Raw genomic sequence first — 18,786 nt, 5'->3', positions numbered from 1 at the left:
CCGGCACCGCACGAGGAGGTGGTCAGTCGGTACGCGCCGACCGGCGTACCGGTGACCGGCCGGTCGGCTGCTGCGGCGGCGGACCGACCGGATTGGCCGGCGGGATCGCCCGGGTGACCGGCTTGTCCGCAGCCACCGTGATCGGCTCGCCGTGATGGGTAAGGTCAACGGTGGCGTTCGGGTCGACGTCACGCAGCGAATAGGTCACCTCGTCATGCTGGACCGCCACCCGCAGCCGCAGGCCCCGCCACATCATGGCGAACTCCAGCCGGTTGATCCGCTGCGGCAGCCGGGGAGCGAAGGTCAGCTCCCCGCCGTGGTCACGCATCCCCCCGAAGCCGGCGACCAGCGCGAGCCACGCCCCGGCCAGGGCGGCCACGTGGATGCCGTCGCGGGTGTTGCGGTTGATGTCGTGCAGGTCCATTAACGCGGCCTCACCCATGTAGTCGTGGGCGAGCTCCAGATGGCCGGTCTCCGCGGCTATCACCGACTGAGTGCACGCCGACAACGACGAGTCCCGCACCGTACGCCGCTCGTAGTAGGCGAAGTTGCGGGCCTTCTCCTGCTCGGTGAACGCGTCGCCCCGCCAGTGCATCGCCAGCGCCAGGTCGGCCTGCTTGACTACCTGCTTGCGGTACAGATCGAAGTACGGGTAGTGCAGCAGCAGCGGATAGTGGTCCTGCGGGGTGCCGGCGAAGTCCCACTCCTGGTGCCGGGTGAACCCGGCCGACTGCGGATGCACGCCCAGCTCGTCGTCGTACGGGACGTGCATCGACAGCGCCGCGTCCCGCCAGGCCGCGGTCTCCTCGTCGTCGACGCCGAGCACCCAGGCCCGGTCGGCGTAGCGCAGCGCGCAGTCGGCGGCGGTCAGCAGGTTCCGCTGCGCCATCAGGTTGGTGTAGATGTTGTCGTCGACCACGGCGGTGTACTCGTCCGGCCCGGTCACCCCGTCGATGTGGAACCGGCCGTGCCGGTCGTGGTGGCCCAGCGAACGCCACAACCGGGCGGTCTCCACCAGCAGTTCGAGGCCGATCTCCCGCTCGAACTCGACGTCCCCGGTAGCGTGCACGTACCGTCGGACCGCGTCGGCGATGTCCGCCGCCACGTGGAACGCGGCCGTGCCGGCCGGCCAGTACGCCGAGCACTCCTGGCCACGGATGGTCCGCCACGGAAACGCCGCCCCGTTGAGCCCGAGCATTCGGGCCCGCTCCCGCGCCTGGTCCAGGGTCGAGTGCCGCCAGCGCAGCACCGAGGCGACCGCCCCTGGCTGGGTATAGGTCAGTACCGGCAGCACGAACATCTCGGTGTCCCAGAAGGCGTGCCCGTCGTATCCCGGTCCGGTCAGGCCCTTCGCCGCGATCGGCCGCTGCTCGGCTCGGGCACCGGCCTGCAGCACGTGGAACAGCCCGAACCGGACCGCCTGCTGGATCTCCGGGTCGCCGTCCACCCGCACGTCCGAGTGGCCCCAGAAGTCGTCGAGGTACTTGCGCTGCTCGGCGCAGAGCCCTTCCCAGCCGGAGATCCGGGCGCCGGCCAACGCCGCGCCGACCTGGTCGCGCAGCGCCGGCAACGAGCGCTGACTGGACCAACCGTACGTCAGCAGCTTCACCATCCGCAGCCGCTGCCCCGGCTCCAGCAGACAGGAGACGGTGGTCCGGACCCAGTCGTCGAAACCCTCGGTGCTGACCGACACCTCGCCGGGGCCGTCGATATCGTGCCCCATCGCCGCCGCCATCCGCAGCCCGCTGGCCTTGGTCCGGTGAATGAGCAGCCCGCCGTCGGGCTGCACCAGCCGCTCCTCGGCCTGCAGCGGCGTCTCCAGCACCGCCGCGACGCGCGGGTCCTTGCTCTGTGCCGGCAGCTCCTCATTGGCGACCAGCTCGGACTGCACGATGATGCGCAACGGTTCGTCGACCGCCTCCACCTCGAAGCAGATCGCCGCGACCGCCCGTTGGGTGAACGACACCAGCCGGGTGCTGCGGACCCGGGCGGTACGCCCGGCCGGCGAGCGCCACTCCAGCCGGCGGTCCAGCAGACCGGCCCGCAGGTCGAGCACCCGCTCGTGGGAGAGCAGGTCGCCGTAGCGCACGTCGAACGGCTCGTCGTCGATCAGCAGCCGGATCGGTTTGCCGTTGGTGACGTTGACCAGCGTCTGGCCGGACTCGGGGAAGCCGTAGCCGGCTTCGGCGTACGGCAGCGGCCGCAACTCGTAGAACGAGTTCAGGTAGGTGCCGGGCAGGCCGTGCGGTTCGCCCTCGTCCAGGTTGCCGCGGAATCCGACGTGCCCGTTCGCGAGGGCGAAGACCGACTCCGACTGGGCCAGGATGTCGAAGTCGAGCCGAATCTCCCGCACGTGCCACGGCTCCACGGGGTAGGCCCGCTCGCGGATCACCGTTCGGCTCCGACCAGCAACTCCCCCAGATCGCTCACTACGATGTCGGCACCGTTGGCGAGCAGTTCGTCACCGATGCCGACTCGGTCGACACCGATGACACAGCCGAACTCCCCCGCACGCGCCGCCGTCACGCCGGCCAGCGCGTCCTCGAACACCGCAGCGTTGCCCGGCTCGACGCCGAGCTGCGCGGCAGCGGCCAGGAACGTGTCCGGTTCCGGCTTGCCCCGCAGGCCCTTTTCGCGCGCGATCACCCCGTCTACCCGCACCTCGACCAACTCCTCAATCCCCGCCGCGATCAGCATGTCCCGGCAGTTGGCGCTGGCCGAGACGACGGCCCGGTGCAGCCCGACCCAGCGGGCAGCATGAAGGTAGGCCAGCGAACCGTCGTAGACCTGCACCCCGTCCTCGGCGATGCGTCGCAGCAGCACCTCGTTCTTCCGGGTGCCGATGCCGTACACGGTGTCGGCCTCCGGGGGGTCGTCCGCCGACCCCTCGGGAAGCTCAACGCCTCGCGAGGCGAGGAAGGAACGCACCCCGTCGGACCGTGGCCGACCGTCGACGTACCGGCTGTAGTCGGCGCCCGGATCGAATGGCTGGAACGGATGGCCGGTCTCGTCGGCTCGGGCGCGGAGGAAGTTGTTGAAAGTTTCTTCCCACGCCGCGTTGTGCACTTTCGCGGTCTGAGTCAACACCCCATCGAGGTCGAACAGGCAGGCGGTCACATGAGCGGGTAGACCGAGCACGCAGCCAATCTAACCTGATCTCCGGTCGGCCGGCTCGGTTTCCACCAGCGCGCCAGCCCATGGTGACCGGTTAGTCACTCATCGCCATCTGCCCACTCATCGCCAGCCGACGTCGATCCGGTCACCCCGTTCGTCGAAGAAGTGCAGGGCGTCCATCCGGACCGAGACGGCCAGTGGATGGCCGGTGGTGACCGCCGGGTACGGAGCCAGTCGCACGGCCAGCTCGGCCGGCCGGCGGTGGTGCCGCCCCGGGTCGCTGAGCACGCTCTCCCGGTCCGGGCCGGACTCGGCCGATTGGTCGGCGACGCCCGCCCGCCCGACGGACCGACCGGTGAGGCGCTGCATCACGCCGCCGAACCGGCGCAGCCGGCTGCCGGTGCCGGCCGGCTCCACCGCCGTGCCGGCGAGGTCGTCGACCACGATCGCGGTGGCCCCGATGTCGAGGTAGGCCAACGACTCGTGGCCGTGGTGTTCGAGGAACCGGATCCGGCCCTGCAGCACGTCGTCCGAGCTGCCGGGGGCCACCGGGGTCAGGGCCTCGGCCCGCAGGCCGACCACGATGCGTTCCCCGTGGTAGTGCGACACGGCCCGGGCGCGCAGATCGGTCCAGGGCAGGTAGAGGGTCTGTTCGCCCAGGTTGAGCGCGACGTAGCGGTCGAGATGGACGTAGACCGAGGCCTCCAGCAGGTTCATCCGGGGGCTGCCGAGGAACGCGGCGACGTAGAGGGTGGCCGGCCGGCCGTACACCTCGGTCGGGGTGCCGACGTCCTGCAGCACGCCCTTGCGCATGATTGCCACCCGGTCGGCCATGGTGAGCGCCTCGGCCTGGTCGTGGGTGACGTAGACGGTGCTGACGCCGAGCTCGCGGACCAGCCCGGAGATCTCCGCCCGCAGCTCGGCCCGCAGCCCGCTGTCCAGGTTAGACAGTGGCTCGTCCATCAGGAACAAGCCGGGACGGCGGACGATGGCCCGCCCCATCGCCACCCGTTGCCGCTGGCCACCGGATAGCTGACTGGGCTTGCGGGCGAGCACGTCGCCGATGCCCAACGCGCTGGCGACGTCCGCCACCCGCTCCTGCCGGGACGCCGTCTCCACTCCGGACAGGCGCAGCGGGAAGGCGATGTTGTCCCCCACCGACATGTGCGGGTAGAGGGCGAAGTCCTGGAAGACCATCGCGACCCGGCGGTCCCGGGGCGGAATGTCGTTGGCCAGCTCGCCGTCGAGCAGCACCGCACCGCTGCTCGGATCCTCCAGCCCGGCGATCATCCGCAGCACGGTCGACTTGCCGCAGCCGGACGGGCCGAGGAGCACCATGAACTCACCGTCGTTGACGTCGAGGTTGACCTTGTCGACGGCGACGGTTCCGTCAACAAAGACCTTGGATACATCCTTGAGCGCGACGGTGGTCACCGCCACCTCCCCAGCCATCGGTTGCCGGCCCCCGAATGACTGTGACGAGCGCCATCGCCCTGGCACATCGGGTAAACGTGCCATGTTCATACTGTGACAGCCCGATTACCGGGAGGGTCGAGCTAGCTACCGAGCGGTTACTTCGGGTAACCCGGCCAACGATGTACCAAACTCCGGGTGCCGGGGTACCCCGTCCCACTGCTGGCCACCTCGACGCAGGAAGTAGTCGAGACCGGCGTCCCAGGTGTGCCCGGCCGCCCGTCGTTCGTACAGGTAGCCGAGCGGATGGGTGCGGTAGATCAGCCCGCCGGCGCGCAGCACCCGGTCCATCAGGCCACGGTCCACCGACCGGGGCACCGGCCGCCAACCACCGACCGCCTCCAGGTCCCCGCGCGCCATCAACATCGTGCCGCCGGCCACCGGGGCGCCGTACGCCTCCGGCGGCACCGCCGCCCGACGGACCGTGACCCCGAGCATCTGCAGCACCACGAACTCGGCCGCCTTGCCCACCAGCATCGCGCCCGAGTACTCCCGGGCCAGTACCAGGTCCCAGATGTGTTCCGGGCCGTACAGGTCGTCGTCGTCGACCTTGGTGACCAGGCTGCCCCGCGCCCGAGCGGTCGCCGCGCCCATCACCTCCCCGAAGCTGAACCCGGCCGGCGCGGTGAAGATCTGGATCGGCCGGCCACACTCACCGAGCCGCGCCCGCAGGTCCGCCGTCAACTCGATACCGTGCAGGCAGAGCACGATCTCCAGTTCGGGGTAGGTTTGCCCGGCCAGCTGCCGGACCACATCCGGCAGGTACTCGGGACGCCGAGTGACCAGCACCGCGCTCACCGACGGCGGTGCCGCCAGCGCCGGAAAGGTGTCGCCGGTGACGTCACCGGCGGCGAACGCGGCGGCGTGCCCACGCAACGCCGCCGACCGCTGCCGTACGCTGCGGATCTCCCACTCCAACGGATCCGCGCCGACCCCGGGCAGGTCGGTGCGCAGCACCGCCAGCAACGGCTCGGCCAGCCGGTCCGCTACCGCCGGCGGCAGTTGCGGCACCCGCAGCACGGCACCGGTCGCCGCCAGCTGGGCGAGCAGCGTCGCCTCCGCCGCCGGCGCGACCGCCGGCACGTCGGGGCAGGTCAGGTGGGTGAACCGGCGGATCGCCGCCAGCTGGTCGCCGGACAGCGGCGCGCCGACCAACCCGCCGCGTGCCACCGGCATCGCATCGGCTGCTGGGGAATCCACCCCGACCGGTGGCGAATTCGCCGGTGCCGGATCGGACTCAGCCGGCCGCACCTGCCAGCCCGACACCGGGTCGCCGGGCAGGAACTCCAACACTCCGGTCGGCTCCGTCGGCCCGTACCAGCGACCCCGGCCGACCGGGTTCGCCACCGCCGAATCGATCAGCACCAGCGGCTGCCGGTTGGCCACCCGGGCGCCGGTGCCACCGGCGGTCACCGCCACCCCGACCAGGTCCGACGGCGCGGCCAGCGTCGCCGCGTCCGGGGCGAGCACCACGTCGTACCCGCGAATCTCGGGGTTCGTCGTCAGCGCCCCGGTCACCGAGTGGTTGGCGTCGACCGGCAGCCAGCCGGGCGCCACCCCGACCGCCGCGACGTCGGCGCTGGCCGGTCGCGGCAACGGCCGGACCGGCGCCAGCACCGCCAGCGCGGCGGTGAGCAGATCGTGCAGCGGGACCGGCTCGGCCAGGTCCACGCTCAGCCGTGCGTTGCCGCCACCGCGCGGCAGCCGCACCCGGTGCCGCCGCAGGCCCGGTACCGGGCCCAGCCGGCCGGACCAGCCGGCGGTCGGCGGACGCCAACGGCGTACCCGGACCACCAGCTGGCGGGTCGGCGTAGCCGCGGCCGGCTCAGCCAGCAGGCGGCGCAGCGCCGCCACCGAGTCGGCGTCCACCAGCGCGCGGCGGGCCGCCCCGGTGGTCGGCCCGGACACTGGACGGCCGTCCGGTCGATCAGGCAATCGGACCCGCCACCACCAGCGCCGGTGCTCGGGGCTCCCGCCGCGCACGACGCCGCCCACCGCATTCTCCGCCACCCTGCGCCACCTTGTCGTTCCGGCTCGGAGCACCACGTCGGGTCGAGGCACGCGACACCGACCCACATCACGGCAGAGGCTACCGGCCAGGCTTCCGGTACGCTGCACGCGTGTCCCTGCCTGGTGCCGTGTCCGCCGCTCCGTCACCACACAACGACTGGACCCTGATCGCCCCCGTGGAGCCCGGTCACCCGGCGCCCACCGCCCAGGTGAGCGTGCTGGTGGTCGGCGACGGTGGCGACCCGGCGGGCGCCGCCCGTACCGTCGCCGCACTGCGCCAGCAGCGGTACCCGGACCGGCTGTTGCAGATCGTCACCGTCACCGCCGACAGCGACTTCGCCGACCAGGTCGGTGCCGCGAAGGGCGAGATCATCGTCCGGATTCCGGCCGGTGCGGTCCCGGCACCGGACCTGGTCTCGGCGCTCACCCGCTGGCAGCAGGCCAGTCCGGCGGCGGTCAGTGTCGCCGTACCGATGATCTTCTCCGGCCGGGCCCCGGACCCGGACGTGATCGTGGCCCATGCCAGCGCCGGCACCCTCGGCCAGCTCTTCCCGGGCAGTACGGTCGAACCCGGGCTGGCCCGGCTGATCGACACCACGCATCAGCTCCGCACCGCCGACCATCTCGTTTTCCTGGCCGCCGCCGGCACCGGTTACGCCTTCCAGCGGGACCGTTACCAGGCCGGCTCCGACCGGTTCCAGGGCGCTGACGTCGAGGTCGCCTACCGGCTGGCGCAGGCTGGGGCGGTGTTCGTGCCGGAGCCGGCGGCGACGCTGTGGACGGCCGCCCCGGCGGATTCGGTCACCGCCGGGGAGCGGGCCGACGCCGAGCTGACCGACCTGGTGCCGTTCCCCCGCGAGCGTCGCAACCGGCCCGGCCGGGTCTGGCAGGTGCCACTGGTGACCGTCGTGATACCGGTCGACCAGCCGTACCAGGTGGTCCGGTCCTGCGTCGACCGGCTGCTCGGCGGAGACGAGCGCGACCTGCACGTGGCCCTGGTCGGCGACTGGGCCGTGGCCGGGACCGACAGCAGCGGGACCGACAGCAGCCGAGCCGACCTGCGGCTGCTGGCCGCCGAGTACCGCAGCGAACCACGGGTACGCATGGTCAGCAGCGCTCCGGTGACCGCTTTCCCCGCGCCGTACCTGCTCCGGGTGCCGGCCCGGCTGGGCGTCGGTCCGCGGACCGTCCGCTCGCTGGTCGAGGCGATGGAGAAGTGGCGGTGCGGGCTGCTCCGGGTGCTGCCGGCCGGTGCCGGTGCCCCGACCCACGCCGTCGAGTTGTGGTCCACCGCGGCCCGCAGCCGGGCGCTGCACGCCGGTACCGCCGACGGCGCGCTGGTCGAGGCGGTTGCCGCCAGCCACGGGCAACGGTGGGAGACCGGCAGCGAGTACGACGTGGTCGACCTGACCCCAGCCGGGTCGGGCGCGGCGGGCGGCTCGGCTACGGCCGGACCGCGCGGCGGCCGACGGGCCGGGCAGACGGTCACCGTCGGTGGAGCACGCAGCCTCGGCCGGGCGACCGTTTTCGTCGCCCGCAAGTACGCCCGCGGGGTACGCCGTCGGCTGGTCTCCCGCTGAGCCTCGATCACCCGCCCCCCACCAAGGGGCGATCACGAAAATTCCTTGTTTCGGACCACCCGGCACTACCCGCTGTTCGGGCACGGCATTGCAGGTGGGCGATGATCCCGTCGGTTCCATCGCACCAGTGGTATAGACGTTCCGGAATATAACTTGCCAGTGTCCGCTCAGATTACTCTCAGCAAGATCGGCGTTCACTGATCCGCTGTCACCGTCAGCGGACTGACGCCCTGCCGATCTGATGGGAGGACGGGAGATGAATCTCCCCCGCAGGATCATCATCGTCGGTGCCACCGCACTGGCCATGGTGGCGGCAGTCACCGGACCGGTCACCGCCGCCGAACCGGAGGGGACGATCCGGCACGCTGGTGGACCGACCGCCGTACCGGACAGCTACATCGTGGTCTTCAAGAAGAGCGCGGTCACCCGGGGACAGGTCGCCGCGACCGCCCGCAACCTGGCCAGCCAGCACGGTCGGACGGTCGCCCGCACCTACGCCGCCGCGCTGCGCGGCTTCGAGATCTCCGCCAACGCCAAGCAGGCGGCCCGGATCGCCGCCCACCCAGCGGTCGAGTACGTCGAGCAGAACCACACCGTACGGATCAGCGGCACGCAGCCGAACCCGCCGTCATGGGGGCTGGACCGGATCGACCAGCGCGATCTGCCGCTGGACGACTCGTACACCTACCCGAACACCGCGTCCAACGTGCACGCGTACATCATCGACACCGGGATCCGGTTCGGTCACAACGACTTCGGCGGCCGGGCAGTCAGCGGCTTCGACGCCGTCGACGGCGGGTCCGCAGACGACTGCAACGGCCACGGTACGCACGTCGCCGGCACCGTCGGCGGCACCGCGTACGGCGTCGCCAAGGACGTCACCCTGGTCGGCGTCCGGGTGCTGAACTGCTCCGGCAGCGGCACCACCGCCGGGGTCATCGCCGGGGTGGACTGGGTGACCGACAACGCCGAACTGCCGGCGGTGGCCAACATGAGCCTCGGCGGCGGCGCCAACACCTCGCTGGACACCGCGGTGCGCAACTCGATCGCGGCCGGTGTGACCTACAGCCTGGCGGCGGGCAACAGCAACGCCAACGCCTGCAACACCTCCCCGGCCCGGGTCACCGAAGCCATCACCGTCGGCTCCACCACCAGCAACGACGGCCGGTCCAGCTTCTCCAACTACGGCACCTGCCTTGACGTGTTCGCCCCCGGGTCGTCGATCACTTCGGCCTGGCACACCAGCGACACCGCGACGAACACCATCAGCGGCACCTCGATGGCCGCGCCGCACGTGGCCGGCGCGGCTGCCCTGGTCGCCTCGACCAACCCCGGCTGGAGCCCGCAGGAGGTCCGCGACTACCTGTACGACAACGCGACGGTGGGCGCGGTGGGCAACCCGGGCAGCGGCTCGCCCAACCGCCTGCTGTACGTAGTCAACGACGGCACCCCGCCGGCGGACAACTTCTCCATGTCGGTCAGCCCGACGTCCGGCTCGACCACCCCGGGTGGTTCGGTGACGGCGACCGTCTCCACCGCCACCACGTCCGGATCGGCCCAGTCGGTCAGCTTCTCGGCCAGCGGTCTGCCGAGTGGCGCGACCGCCAGCTTCAGCCCGTCGAGCGTCACCTCGGGCGGCTCGGCCGCCCTGACCGTCAGCACCTCGGCGAGCACTCCGGGCGGCAGCTACCCGGTCACCGTCACCGGCACCGGCAGCTCGGCGACCCGTACCGCGACGTTCACCCTGACGGTGATCGGTCCGGGCGGCAGCTGCACCGGCACCAACGGCACCGACGTGGCGATCCCGGACAGCGGATCGTGGGTGAGCAGCAGCATCTCGATCAGCGGCTGCAGCAGCACCCCCTCGTCGTCGTCGACGGTGGACGTCAACATCCAGCACACCTACCGGGGTGACCTGATCGTCGACCTGATCGCCCCGGACGGCTCCTCCTACCGGTTGAAGAGCTGGGCGTTCTTCGACGGAGCCGACAACGTGATCGAGACGTACCCGGTGAACCTGTCGTCGGAGACCGCCAACGGGACCTGGCAGCTGCGGGTCCGCGACATCTTCAGCGGCGACACCGGCTACATCAACACCTGGTCGCTCGAGCTGTGATCCTGTCCCGGGCCCGGTCGGGTCGACCCTGACCGGGCCCGGCGAGACAGTGCACCGAGCCCGGGGGGCGCCGCGGACCTGCGGCGCCCCCCGGTCCGGTGCGCGCCGGTTGCACGCTCGGCGGGCACCTGGTCGCGTCAGTCGAGGAGGTACGCCTCCAACTGGTCGGCCAACTCCCGTTGGTGGGTGAGCGCCGCCAGGTGGCCGCCGCCGATCTCGTCAGGCGTGAAGCCGAGCCGCTGCGCGACCAGGCCGCGGATGAAGTCGGCGGGAAAGAAGCGGTCGTCGCGGCAGACGACGAACCGGGTCGGCACATCCGGCCAGGCCGGCAGCGGCCAGGGCTGTCCGAACGGCGTGCCGGACTGGTCTCGGTCGTGCCGCAGCACCTCCGCCGCAAGGTCGTCCGGCATCCCGTGGGTGAACAGCGCGAGCACGTCCGACTCGGGCTGCCCGGCCAGGGCGGCCGCGTGACCGGTGTTCGCCCACCAGTCCCCGGCGGTCTCGCCCGGCACCGGAATCATCGCGCTGAGCAGCACCAGCATCCGCACCGGCACCCGGGCGGCCACCAGTGGCCCGGTGAAGCCGCCGAGCGAGTGCGCGACCAGTACGGCGTCCGCCCGACCGCCGATCGCGGCGACCACGGTGTCGGCGTACTCGTCGAGCCCTGCGGCGTCGTCCTCGCACGGCAGGTCGACCGGGATCGCCTCATGCCCACGGACCCGCAACTCGTCGACCAGCCGGTGCCAGTACCACGGATCGGTCCCACCGCCGGGGATCAGCACGAACGTCGCCACCGAGCCTCCGCTTCTGCCGCGACACCGGTCGTCACACCGACGCCGGTCGGGGTATTGCAGCATCCACCACCGACAGTACGAGTGTCGGGCATCTGACCTGCCGCTACGCCATCCGGCCCGGCACCACGGGCGTCACCTGCATTGCCCGGCCCACCGGCTGGGCCAACCCGTCGCGCAGATACGCCGACCGGCAGGAGGCCGCTGATGACCGCGATCCACCCAGCCGCAGTGACGATCCGTACCGCCGGAGTGGACGACCTCCTGCAGGCCGCCACCCTGCTCACCGAGGCGTTTCTGATCGCGCCGGTGTCGCAGTGGCTGATCAGTGACCTGGAGGCACGGGCGGAGATCTTCCGGACGCTGTTCACCATCGAGCTCGATCACGCCATCCGGGCCGGCGGTACGGTGCACGTCGCCGGCCAGTTCAGCGGGGTCGCGGTCTGGCACCCGCGCGGGCGACGTACGCCCACCGAGCCGGAGGCGGTCAGCGACCACGAGCTGCAACTGCTAACCGCGACCGGACGGTGGCAACCCCGCTTCGCCGCGTTGGGCCGGATCCTGGCGGCGCACCATCCGTGGCAGCCGCACTGGCATCTGGCCTACCTGGCGGTGGTGCCATGGCGGCAGGGCAGTGGATTGGGCAGTGCGCTGCTGCGGCACCACCACCGGCATCTGGACGGCTACGGCACCCCCGGCTACCTGGAGGCGACCACGCCCCGCAACCGGGATCTCTACCTCCGGCACGGCTACCGACCGCACGGACCGGTCCGGCTGCCCGACGGCCCGCCGATCTGGCCGATGTGGCGCGAGCCCCGACCCCGGGTGAACGATCGTTGACCATCCGCTACCTGTTGTCGCCGAGAGTCCTTAGCAGGTTCCGGCCGGCCACGTCCGCATATTCGTCGGCACTCAGGCCGACCAGGCCGACCGGATCGAGTGTCTGGGCGAACGAGACGTGGTCCAGACAGGGCGGGAAATCGGAGCCCCAGTAGAGCCGTTGTGGCCCGTACCACTCGATCAGCTGCTCGACGAAGGGCCGGGCGGCCGCGTGCGGGTGGTCGTACGGGGGGTCGCTGACCGCGTACAGACCGGAGACCTTCACCCCGACGTGGGGCAGCCTGGCCAGCCCACCCAGCGGGGCGAGGATGGTGGCTGCCGTCGACGGTGCCGGCGGTGCGGGTTGCCGGCCAGGCAGACCGAGGTGGCTGAACAGCACGGTGCAGTCGCCGACCGCGGCGAGCGCCGGGCCGAGCCGGGCGACAGCGGCCGGTACGGCGTTCAAGCTGAGTAGGCAGTGCGCCCGGTTGACGGTGGCGGTGTGCCGAGTCAACCAGTCGGCGAACCAGTCGGCGCTGTCCCGGTCGCCCAGGTAGGCGGCGAAGCCGACGAACCCGGCGGCCAGCCAGTGGCCGGGTGCGGTGTCGCCGGTCTGGCTCCGCCGACCGCCGTTCTCGTCGCCGGGTTTCGTTCCGCCGGGGTGCAGGTAGGCGACCGGGGCCAGCCAGTCGTGTACGGCGGCGAGGCTCGCCAGGTAGTGGTTGTTGCCGGCGAAGCGGGGCTCGCCCTCGTAGCCGACGACGAGAGCACGGCTGATCACGTGTTCTCGCCGTATGTCCTGGTATATAGATATTTCTTGCCCGCCTGACGGGGATCTGCCGTACCGGCCCGGATAGCCGTCGGCGAACAGGTGCAGGTGTGCGTCGGCCCGTTCCATGGCCGGACCCTAACCCGGATCCGACCAGCCCATTGACGCGACGCACCCGCTGACCTAAGTTCTGTCTCTATTAGGTCCGGATTTATGTCACACGTGAGGTGAAGCTAGGTGACGCTGGCAGGCAGCGAGGTCGAAGCGCTGACGCAGTTGCGGCGCCAACTTCACCAGCACCCTGAGCTGCGTTTCGAGGAGCAGCAGACGGCAGCGACACTGCAGAGACTGCTGGGACCACTGGGCCGGCTACACACTGGCATAGCCGGCACCGGACTGCTTCTGGAGCTCAACTCCGCCGCTCCTGGACCAGCCGTACTTATTCGGGCCGATATGGATGCGTACCCGGTGTCGGATGCCAAGGAGGTGCCTTACGCCTCCCGTACCCCGGGCGTCTGCCACGCCTGCGGGCACGACGTACACATGACCGTCGCGTACGGGGTCGCCGCCCGGATCGCCGGCGACCCGCCACCGGCCGGCAGCGTCACCGTGCTCTTCCAGCCCGCAGAGGAGATCCCGTTCGGCGCCGACTCAGGGGCCGCCGCCGTGCTCGCCGACCCGGCACTCGCCGACCGGCGCTTCGACGCCGTACTCGGGCTGCACTGCTGGCCAGGACTACCCGCCGGAGCCCTCGGTGTCGACCGGACCACCGCGATGGCCGCCAAGGACGCCTTCCGCGTCGAGTTGGTCGGCCGGGCCGCACACGCCGCCACCCCGGCCAGCGGCCGCGACGCCATCCTCGGTCTCGCCACCACCGTGACCGCCCTGCACGCCGCCGTCGCCCGCGCACAGAACCCCGACGATCTGGTCGCCTTCAACATCGGCACGATCACCGGCGGCGCCAGCCAGAGCCAGGTCGCCGAACGCGCCGAAGCGACCGGCACGCTGCGCACCCACGATCCGGCCGCCCGGGCCCGGCTCAAACAGGCGATCGAACGGGTCGCCGTCGGGCAGGCCGACGCTCTCGACCTCGACCTACGCTTCACCTGGGCCAACGAGATGCCGCCGGTACGCAACGCGGACCAGCTCGTCGCCCTTGCCGACGCCGTACTGCCCGGTCTTGTCGACCTGCACCCCTTGTCGGTCCCACCGCTGACCACCGACGACTTCGCACTGCTCGGCGCTCTCGGCCCCAGCCTGTACGTCAAACTCGGCGTGTCGAACGGCACAGTCGGCGGTGCGCCACTGCACTCCGGCTCGTTCGACGTCGACGAACGGTGCATCGGCGTCGGGGTGACGGTGCTGGAACGGCTGACCCGGGCCGTCCTCGCCGGCGGGCTCGCCCAGCCCGGCACCACGATCCCGGCACAGCCGTCCGCACGAGCCGAACCGGGACGGGTCACCGGGGCGGCGGACCGATGAACTCCGAACCGCGGGTCGCCGTGCTCGGAGCCGGCGCGTTCGGCACCCGGCATGTGGCCGCCTACCGATCACTCGGTGTCACCGTCGACGCCGTCGTCGACCCCGACCCGGTCGCCCGGGAACACGTCGCCCGGCAGTACGGCATCGGCCGCACCTTCAGCACCGTCACCGAACTGCTCGCCGTGGCCCGGCCCGACGCCGCCTCGGTCTGCGTACCCGGCCCGGTCCACCGGGCGGTCGCCGTCGCGCTGCTCGCCGCCGGTGTACCCGTACTGCTGGAAAAGCCGCTGGCCACGACGGTCGACGACGCCGCTGCCATCGTCGCGGCCGCCCAGGCGCACGACGTGCTCTGCCAGCCCGGCCACATCCTGCGGTTCAGTCCTGCGCACCGGGCACTGTACGACGCCGTACGCGCCGGCCGACTCGGCCGGGTGCTGGCCGTCTCGTCGCGCCGGGACCGGCCGCGCACGTTGAGCCGACTCTTCCCGCACGAGCATCCCGCGCTGCTCACCGCGGTGCACGACATCGACCTCGCTCTGTGGTACGCGCAGGCGCCGGTGGTCGAGGTGCGCGCCACGGCCCGGACCCGACCCGGATCGGCCACGCCGGTCCTGGTCTGGGCGGAGCTGCGACACGCCAACGACGTCGTGTCGTCGATCCGCAACAGCTACCTGCTGCCCGAACACTCGCCCAACCACACCAGCGACCTCGTCGAGGTGTACGGCACCGACGGGGTCGGTCACGTCGACCTCGCCCACCCCACCCTGCTGGTGCAGGCCGAACAGACCGAAGCGCCGGACTGGCAGGTGTCGCCCGCCGACGGCGGCGGTGCGCTCGCCACCGAACTGCGGCACTTCCTGCACCGCGTCGACGGCAGCGACCACAGTCCGGTCGTACCGCTTGCCGACGGCCTGCGCGTGGTCGAGGTCGCCGCCGCCATCGCCGACAGCGCCGCCGCCGGTGGCGCTACCCACCGGATCCGCCACATCTCTCGCTGATTAGGAGCTTCACCGGATGAATCGACGACGTACCCTTGCCGGCCTCGCCGCCGCTGGGACGGCAGCCGCCGTGCTGCTCACCGGCTGCGGCGGTGACGACGGCACCGCCGACGGACCGGTCACCCTCAAGGTGCTGACCTGGGAGCCGGGTGGTGCCGAATACTGGCAGCAGGTCAAGAGCCGTTTTGAGGCCAGCCACCCGGACATCAAGCTGGAGATGGAATCGGTCCCGTTCGACAAGTACCCCGAGGTACAGGGACCGTACATCACCTCCCAGTCCGGGCCGGACGTGATGGCCAACAACGCCGGGCTGGAGCTGTTCGATCGGCGCAACGCGTACGTGCCGCTCGGCGAGCAGGCGGCCGAGATCAACAAGGACCTGGTGTCCTACAGCGGCACCTGCGAGGACTTCGACACCAGCAAGAACTGCTACGGCGTGCCGTTCTCCTACCAGGGCAACGTCCTCTACTACAACAAGGACGTGCTGGCCGCCGCCGGGCTCGACCCGGAACAGCCGCCGGCCACCTGGGACGAGTTCGGCGCGGCCTGCGAGGCGGTCGCCGCCACCGGCAAGACCTGCCTGGCGCTCGGGCTGTCCGGCACCTTCCCGGCGTACTGGGACTTCCCGGAGATTGCCCGCAACTACCTGACCGAGGACGACATCCGCGCCCTGCTGGCCGGCACCATCTCCTGGACCGACCCGAAGCTGGTGTCCACGCTGGAAAAGCTAGCGGAGATCACCACCAGCGGTTGGGCCAACGACAACGCTCCGTCGATCACCATGCTGCCCGATGGCGCGGACATCTTCCAGCGCGGTGACGCCGCCTTCGCCGGCACGATCATCTCCGACGCGGTCAACTGGCAGGCGTTCGGCGAGGCCCTCGGCGACGAGACCCTCGGCGTCACCCGATGGCCGGTGATCAACCCGGACGCGCCGCTGGCGCAGAAGTTCTCCGGCATCGAAGGCGCCGTCTACGGCGTCACCCAGTGGAGCGACAAGAAGGACGCCGGTCTGACCTTTATCTCCTGGCTGGCCAGCAAGGAGAACGGCGAGCTGTGGGTGGAGTACGCGAAGGGGCAGCCGCTGAACAGGAACGTGGACTCCGCACTGCTGCCCGACTCACCGGCGTTCCTCAAGATCCAGGAACTGGTCGCCGACCCGACCCTGCACGCCGGCGTGATGCTCTCCGGCCCGGAGGCCGACGCGCTGGCCCGCGGCTGGCAGCAGGTCACGCTCGGCCAGCTCACCGTTGACGCGTGGGCCGAACAGATGCAGCAGGCCCTGGAACGCAGCCCGACCAAGCAGCAGAACTGACCGCCGCGTCGGTGGGCAGGCATGGCACCGCCTGCCCATCGACGGCACCCCTGCCAGGCTAAGGACACCGCGATGACGATCTCCACCGCGCCGGCACCGGAGCCGACGTCCGCCGACCGGACGCCCGTATCCGCCCGCCGGCCGGCCCGCCGCCACCGGCACGCCCGCGAGTGGTGGCTGGCCGCGCTGCTGGTGACCCCGGCGTTGGCGCTGGCCGTGGCGTTCAAACTGGTGCCGCTGGTACGGGGTGTGATCACCAGCATGGAGTCGTCGGCCGGCTTCGGCGGCGCCACGTTCGCCGGCGCCGACAACTACCTGCGGATGCTCGACGACCCGATGGTCATCACCAGCTTCCGCAACGCGCTGATGGTGGTCGCCACCCTGCCGGTGTGGGTGGTGCTGCCGCTGGTGCTGGCGGTGCTGATCCACCAGCGGGCCCCCGGCTGGAAGTTCTTCCGGGCCGTCTACTTCGTCCCGTACACGATCGCGCCGATCGTCGTCGGCATCATGTTCCGCCAGATCCTCGCGCCCGACGGCCCGATCAACGCCGGCCTGCGCACGATCGGGCTCGACCCGTTGGCGGTCGCCTGGCTCAACGGCCGCTACAGCGCGCTCTTCTCGCTGGTCGCCGTCGCGTTGTGGAGCTTCTTCGGGCTCGGGGTGATGACCTACCTGGCCGGGCTGGCCACCATTCCCGACGAGATGCTCGAAGCGGCGTACCTCGACGGGGCCGGTTTCTGGCGACGGCTGTTCTCGATCGTGGTGCCGATGCTGCGCCCGACCGTGGCGTACTGGAGTGTGCTGTGCGCCTCCGGGGTGCTGATCTGGCTGTTCCCGCTGATCTACGCGCTGACCCAGGGCGGCCCCGGTGACGCCACCATGCTGCCGGAGTACCTGGTCTTCCTGACCACCTTCACCTTCCTCGACCGCGGTTACGGGTCCGCGATCGGCATCGCCCTGTTCGTCTTCGTCGCCGTGCTGTCGATCTTCTCCGTGCGGCACATGTTCAAAGAGGGGACCCGCAAGCCGCGATGAGCCGACGGACCACCGCCCGACTCGGGCGCTACCTGCTGACGTTCGCGCTGGTCGTCGTCGCGGTCGCGGCGATCTACCCGCTGCTGTTCACCGTGATCAGCTCACTGAAGACGCAGTACGGCTTCGCCGAGGACCCGCTCGGGCTGCCGACCACCGGGGTGACCCTGGAAAACTACGCCGAGGCGTTCCGCCGGATGGACATGCCCCGGCTGCTGCTCAACTCGCTGATCACCACCGCGGGCGGGCTGGTGCTGTCGGTGCTGGCCGCGCTGCTCGTCGCGTACGCGGTGACGAAGCTGCGTTTCCGCGGCGGCAAGGCCGTCTTCCTGCTGATCATCATCACGCTGACCATCCCCAGCCAGGCGATCATCTACCCGCTCTACCAGACCGTGCTCGACCTGGGCATGTCCGGCGAATACCAGGGGCTGATCCTGGCGTACGCGGCGTTCGGCCTGCCGCTGGGCACCTACCAGCTGGCCGGCTACTTCCAGCAGGTGCCCGACGAGCTGATCGAAGCCGCCCGGATGGACGGTGCCGGGCACTTCACCATCCTGTTCCGGCTCCTGGTGCCGATCGCCACCCCGGCTCTGGCCGCGCTGGCCATCTTCAACTTCGTGTGGATGTGGAACGACCTGCTGCTGCCGCTGGTCATCATGGGCGGGTCGGACTCCAAGACCCTGATGGTCGGGGTGTCGCTGCTGTCCGGCCAGTACGACGTGTCGGTGCCGCTGGTCAGCGCCGGCCTGATCGTGGCGCTGCTGCCGGTGCTGATCGTCTACCTGGTGTTCCAGCGGCAACTGGTCTCCGGCGCGCTCGCGGGCTCCGGCAAGTGAGCGCACCCGCCGACAGCGAGACGCCGGGCGCGCAGCTGTGTCACGTGTACCGGCTGCGCCCCGGCGCCGAGCAGGAGTACGAGCGGCGGCACGCCGAGGTCTGGCCGGAGTTGTCAGCGCTGATCGACGAGGCCGGCATCTACGACTACCGCATCTACCGGTACGGGCTAATGCTGATCTGCGTGCTGCGGACCCGCAACGGCTTCGGTAACGCCAGCCGGGTCACCGCCGCGTCGCAGGTGCAGGCCCGGTGGACCCGTTCGCTGGCACACCTGTTCGCCGAGGTCGCCGACGCCGACGGCGAGCCGCTCTGGGCGTACCCGGTCTTCGACCATCCGGGCCACCCACCGCCGCCCGCCTGACAGCGGACCGCTTTTGGCAACGGAACGTCCCGCACCTCGATCACCGCTTAGACGGATATCTATACAGCAAGGTTGCGCGCCGACTTGAT

The 18,786-nt window shown here is 71.0% G+C and carries 15 protein-coding genes; 9 read left to right on the top strand and 6 right to left on the bottom strand.

All coding sequences use genetic code 11. The features are described 5' to 3' along the window. Positions 1-22: 22 nt before the first annotated feature. From ACFHW1_RS00370 to ACFHW1_RS00355, 4 genes are all read right to left on the bottom strand, one after another. Complete coding sequence (locus ACFHW1_RS00370; protein ID WP_416551171.1) at positions 23-2,392, bottom strand: glycoside hydrolase family 65 protein; 2,370 nt, start codon at positions 2,390-2,392, stop codon at positions 23-25. Beyond that, positions 2,389-3,138, bottom strand: a complete 750-nt coding sequence (locus ACFHW1_RS00365) for an HAD family hydrolase (protein WP_416567842.1) — start codon at positions 3,136-3,138, stop codon at positions 2,389-2,391. The genes ACFHW1_RS00370 and ACFHW1_RS00365 overlap by 4 nt, the downstream gene beginning before the upstream one ends. A gap of 96 nt (positions 3,139-3,234) precedes the next feature. Beyond that, complete coding sequence (locus tag ACFHW1_RS00360) at positions 3,235-4,548, bottom strand: ABC transporter ATP-binding protein (protein WP_416551169.1); 1,314 nt, start codon at positions 4,546-4,548, stop codon at positions 3,235-3,237. A 126-nt stretch (positions 4,549-4,674) separates the two neighbouring features. After that, on the bottom strand, positions 4,675-6,495 hold the full coding sequence (locus ACFHW1_RS00355; RefSeq protein ID WP_416551168.1) for a glycosyltransferase: 1,821 nt from the start codon (positions 6,493-6,495) through the stop codon (positions 4,675-4,677). 212 nt (positions 6,496-6,707) lie between these two features. Here ACFHW1_RS00355 and ACFHW1_RS00350 point away from each other — a divergent pair, with 212 nt between their 5' ends. Continuing rightward, positions 6,708-8,177, top strand: coding sequence for a hypothetical protein (locus ACFHW1_RS00350; RefSeq protein WP_416614601.1), 1,470 nt, complete (start codon positions 6,708-6,710; stop codon positions 8,175-8,177). Positions 8,178-8,433: 256 nt separating this feature from the next. Beyond that, a complete protein-coding gene (locus ACFHW1_RS00345) occupies positions 8,434-10,293 on the top strand; it encodes a S8 family peptidase (protein ID WP_416551166.1) in 1,860 nt (619 codons plus the stop codon). A gap of 137 nt (positions 10,294-10,430) precedes the next feature. On the opposite strand, the gene ACFHW1_RS00340 is transcribed toward ACFHW1_RS00345, so the two are convergent. Next, complete coding sequence (locus tag ACFHW1_RS00340) at positions 10,431-11,087, bottom strand: alpha/beta fold hydrolase (protein WP_416551165.1); 657 nt, start codon at positions 11,085-11,087, stop codon at positions 10,431-10,433. A gap of 204 nt (positions 11,088-11,291) precedes the next feature. Here ACFHW1_RS00340 and ACFHW1_RS00335 point away from each other — a divergent pair, with 204 nt between their 5' ends. Further along, on the top strand, positions 11,292-11,924 hold the full coding sequence (locus ACFHW1_RS00335; RefSeq protein WP_416614599.1) for a GNAT family N-acetyltransferase: 633 nt from the start codon (positions 11,292-11,294) through the stop codon (positions 11,922-11,924). A gap of 7 nt (positions 11,925-11,931) precedes the next feature. On the opposite strand, the gene ACFHW1_RS00330 is transcribed toward ACFHW1_RS00335, so the two are convergent. After that, the gene (locus tag ACFHW1_RS00330) at positions 11,932-12,801 is read right to left on the bottom strand and encodes an amidohydrolase family protein (RefSeq protein WP_416551163.1); all 870 of its coding nucleotides are present in this window, start codon (positions 12,799-12,801) and stop codon (positions 11,932-11,934) included. 108 nt (positions 12,802-12,909) lie between these two features. Between ACFHW1_RS00330 and ACFHW1_RS00325 the strand changes: the two genes are divergently transcribed. The 6 genes from ACFHW1_RS00325 to ACFHW1_RS00300 all read left to right on the top strand — a co-directional run bounded on the left by ACFHW1_RS00325 (position 12,910) and on the right by ACFHW1_RS00300 (position 18,697). Further along, positions 12,910-14,154: a M20 metallopeptidase family protein gene (locus tag ACFHW1_RS00325; RefSeq protein ID WP_416551162.1), complete on the top strand. Its 1,245-nt coding sequence runs from the start codon at positions 12,910-12,912 to the stop codon at positions 14,152-14,154. Then, complete coding sequence (locus ACFHW1_RS00320) at positions 14,151-15,152, top strand: Gfo/Idh/MocA family protein (protein WP_416551161.1); 1,002 nt, start codon at positions 14,151-14,153, stop codon at positions 15,150-15,152. Before ACFHW1_RS00325 ends, ACFHW1_RS00320 begins: the two co-directional genes overlap by 4 nt. 16 nt (positions 15,153-15,168) lie before the next feature. Then, complete coding sequence (locus ACFHW1_RS00315) at positions 15,169-16,467, top strand: ABC transporter substrate-binding protein (protein ID WP_416551160.1); 1,299 nt, start codon at positions 15,169-15,171, stop codon at positions 16,465-16,467. 72 nt (positions 16,468-16,539) lie between these two features. Next, a complete protein-coding gene (locus ACFHW1_RS00310) occupies positions 16,540-17,502 on the top strand; it encodes a carbohydrate ABC transporter permease (protein ID WP_416551159.1) in 963 nt (320 codons plus the stop codon). Continuing rightward, a complete protein-coding gene (locus ACFHW1_RS00305) occupies positions 17,499-18,335 on the top strand; it encodes a carbohydrate ABC transporter permease (protein WP_282233411.1) in 837 nt (278 codons plus the stop codon). The genes ACFHW1_RS00310 and ACFHW1_RS00305 overlap by 4 nt, the downstream gene beginning before the upstream one ends. Then, positions 18,332-18,697, top strand: coding sequence for an L-rhamnose mutarotase (locus ACFHW1_RS00300; protein ID WP_416551158.1), 366 nt, complete (start codon positions 18,332-18,334; stop codon positions 18,695-18,697). Before ACFHW1_RS00305 ends, ACFHW1_RS00300 begins: the two co-directional genes overlap by 4 nt. The last annotated feature ends 89 nt before the right edge of the window (positions 18,698-18,786 follow it).

The sequence above is a fragment of the Micromonospora sp. LOL_014 genome (genome assembly GCF_048060245.1).
In the GTDB taxonomy this organism is placed as follows: Bacteria; Actinomycetota; Actinomycetes; order Mycobacteriales; family Micromonosporaceae; genus Micromonospora_E.
The sequence above is the reverse complement of the archived record's forward strand: the minus strand, read 5'-3'. Positions and strand labels throughout refer to the sequence as shown.

Bases quoted from the DNA above. Each gene is read 5' to 3' on its own strand.
- ACFHW1_RS00345 (WP_416551166.1), top strand. From the start codon at position 8,434: ATGAATCTCCCCCGCAGGATCATCATCGTCGGTGCCACCGCACTGGCC.
- ACFHW1_RS00335 (WP_416614599.1), top strand. From the start codon at position 11,292: ATGACCGCGATCCACCCAGCCGCAGTGACGATCCGTACCGCCGGAGTG.
- ACFHW1_RS00330 (WP_416551163.1), bottom strand. From the start codon at position 12,801: ATGGAACGGGCCGACGCACACCTGCACCTGTTCGCCGACGGCTATCCG.
- ACFHW1_RS00320 (WP_416551161.1), top strand. From the start codon at position 14,151: ATGAACTCCGAACCGCGGGTCGCCGTGCTCGGAGCCGGCGCGTTCGGC.
- ACFHW1_RS00315 (WP_416551160.1), top strand. From the start codon at position 15,169: ATGAATCGACGACGTACCCTTGCCGGCCTCGCCGCCGCTGGGACGGCA.
- ACFHW1_RS00310 (WP_416551159.1), top strand. From the start codon at position 16,540: ATGACGATCTCCACCGCGCCGGCACCGGAGCCGACGTCCGCCGACCGG.
- ACFHW1_RS00305 (WP_282233411.1), top strand. From the start codon at position 17,499: ATGAGCCGACGGACCACCGCCCGACTCGGGCGCTACCTGCTGACGTTC.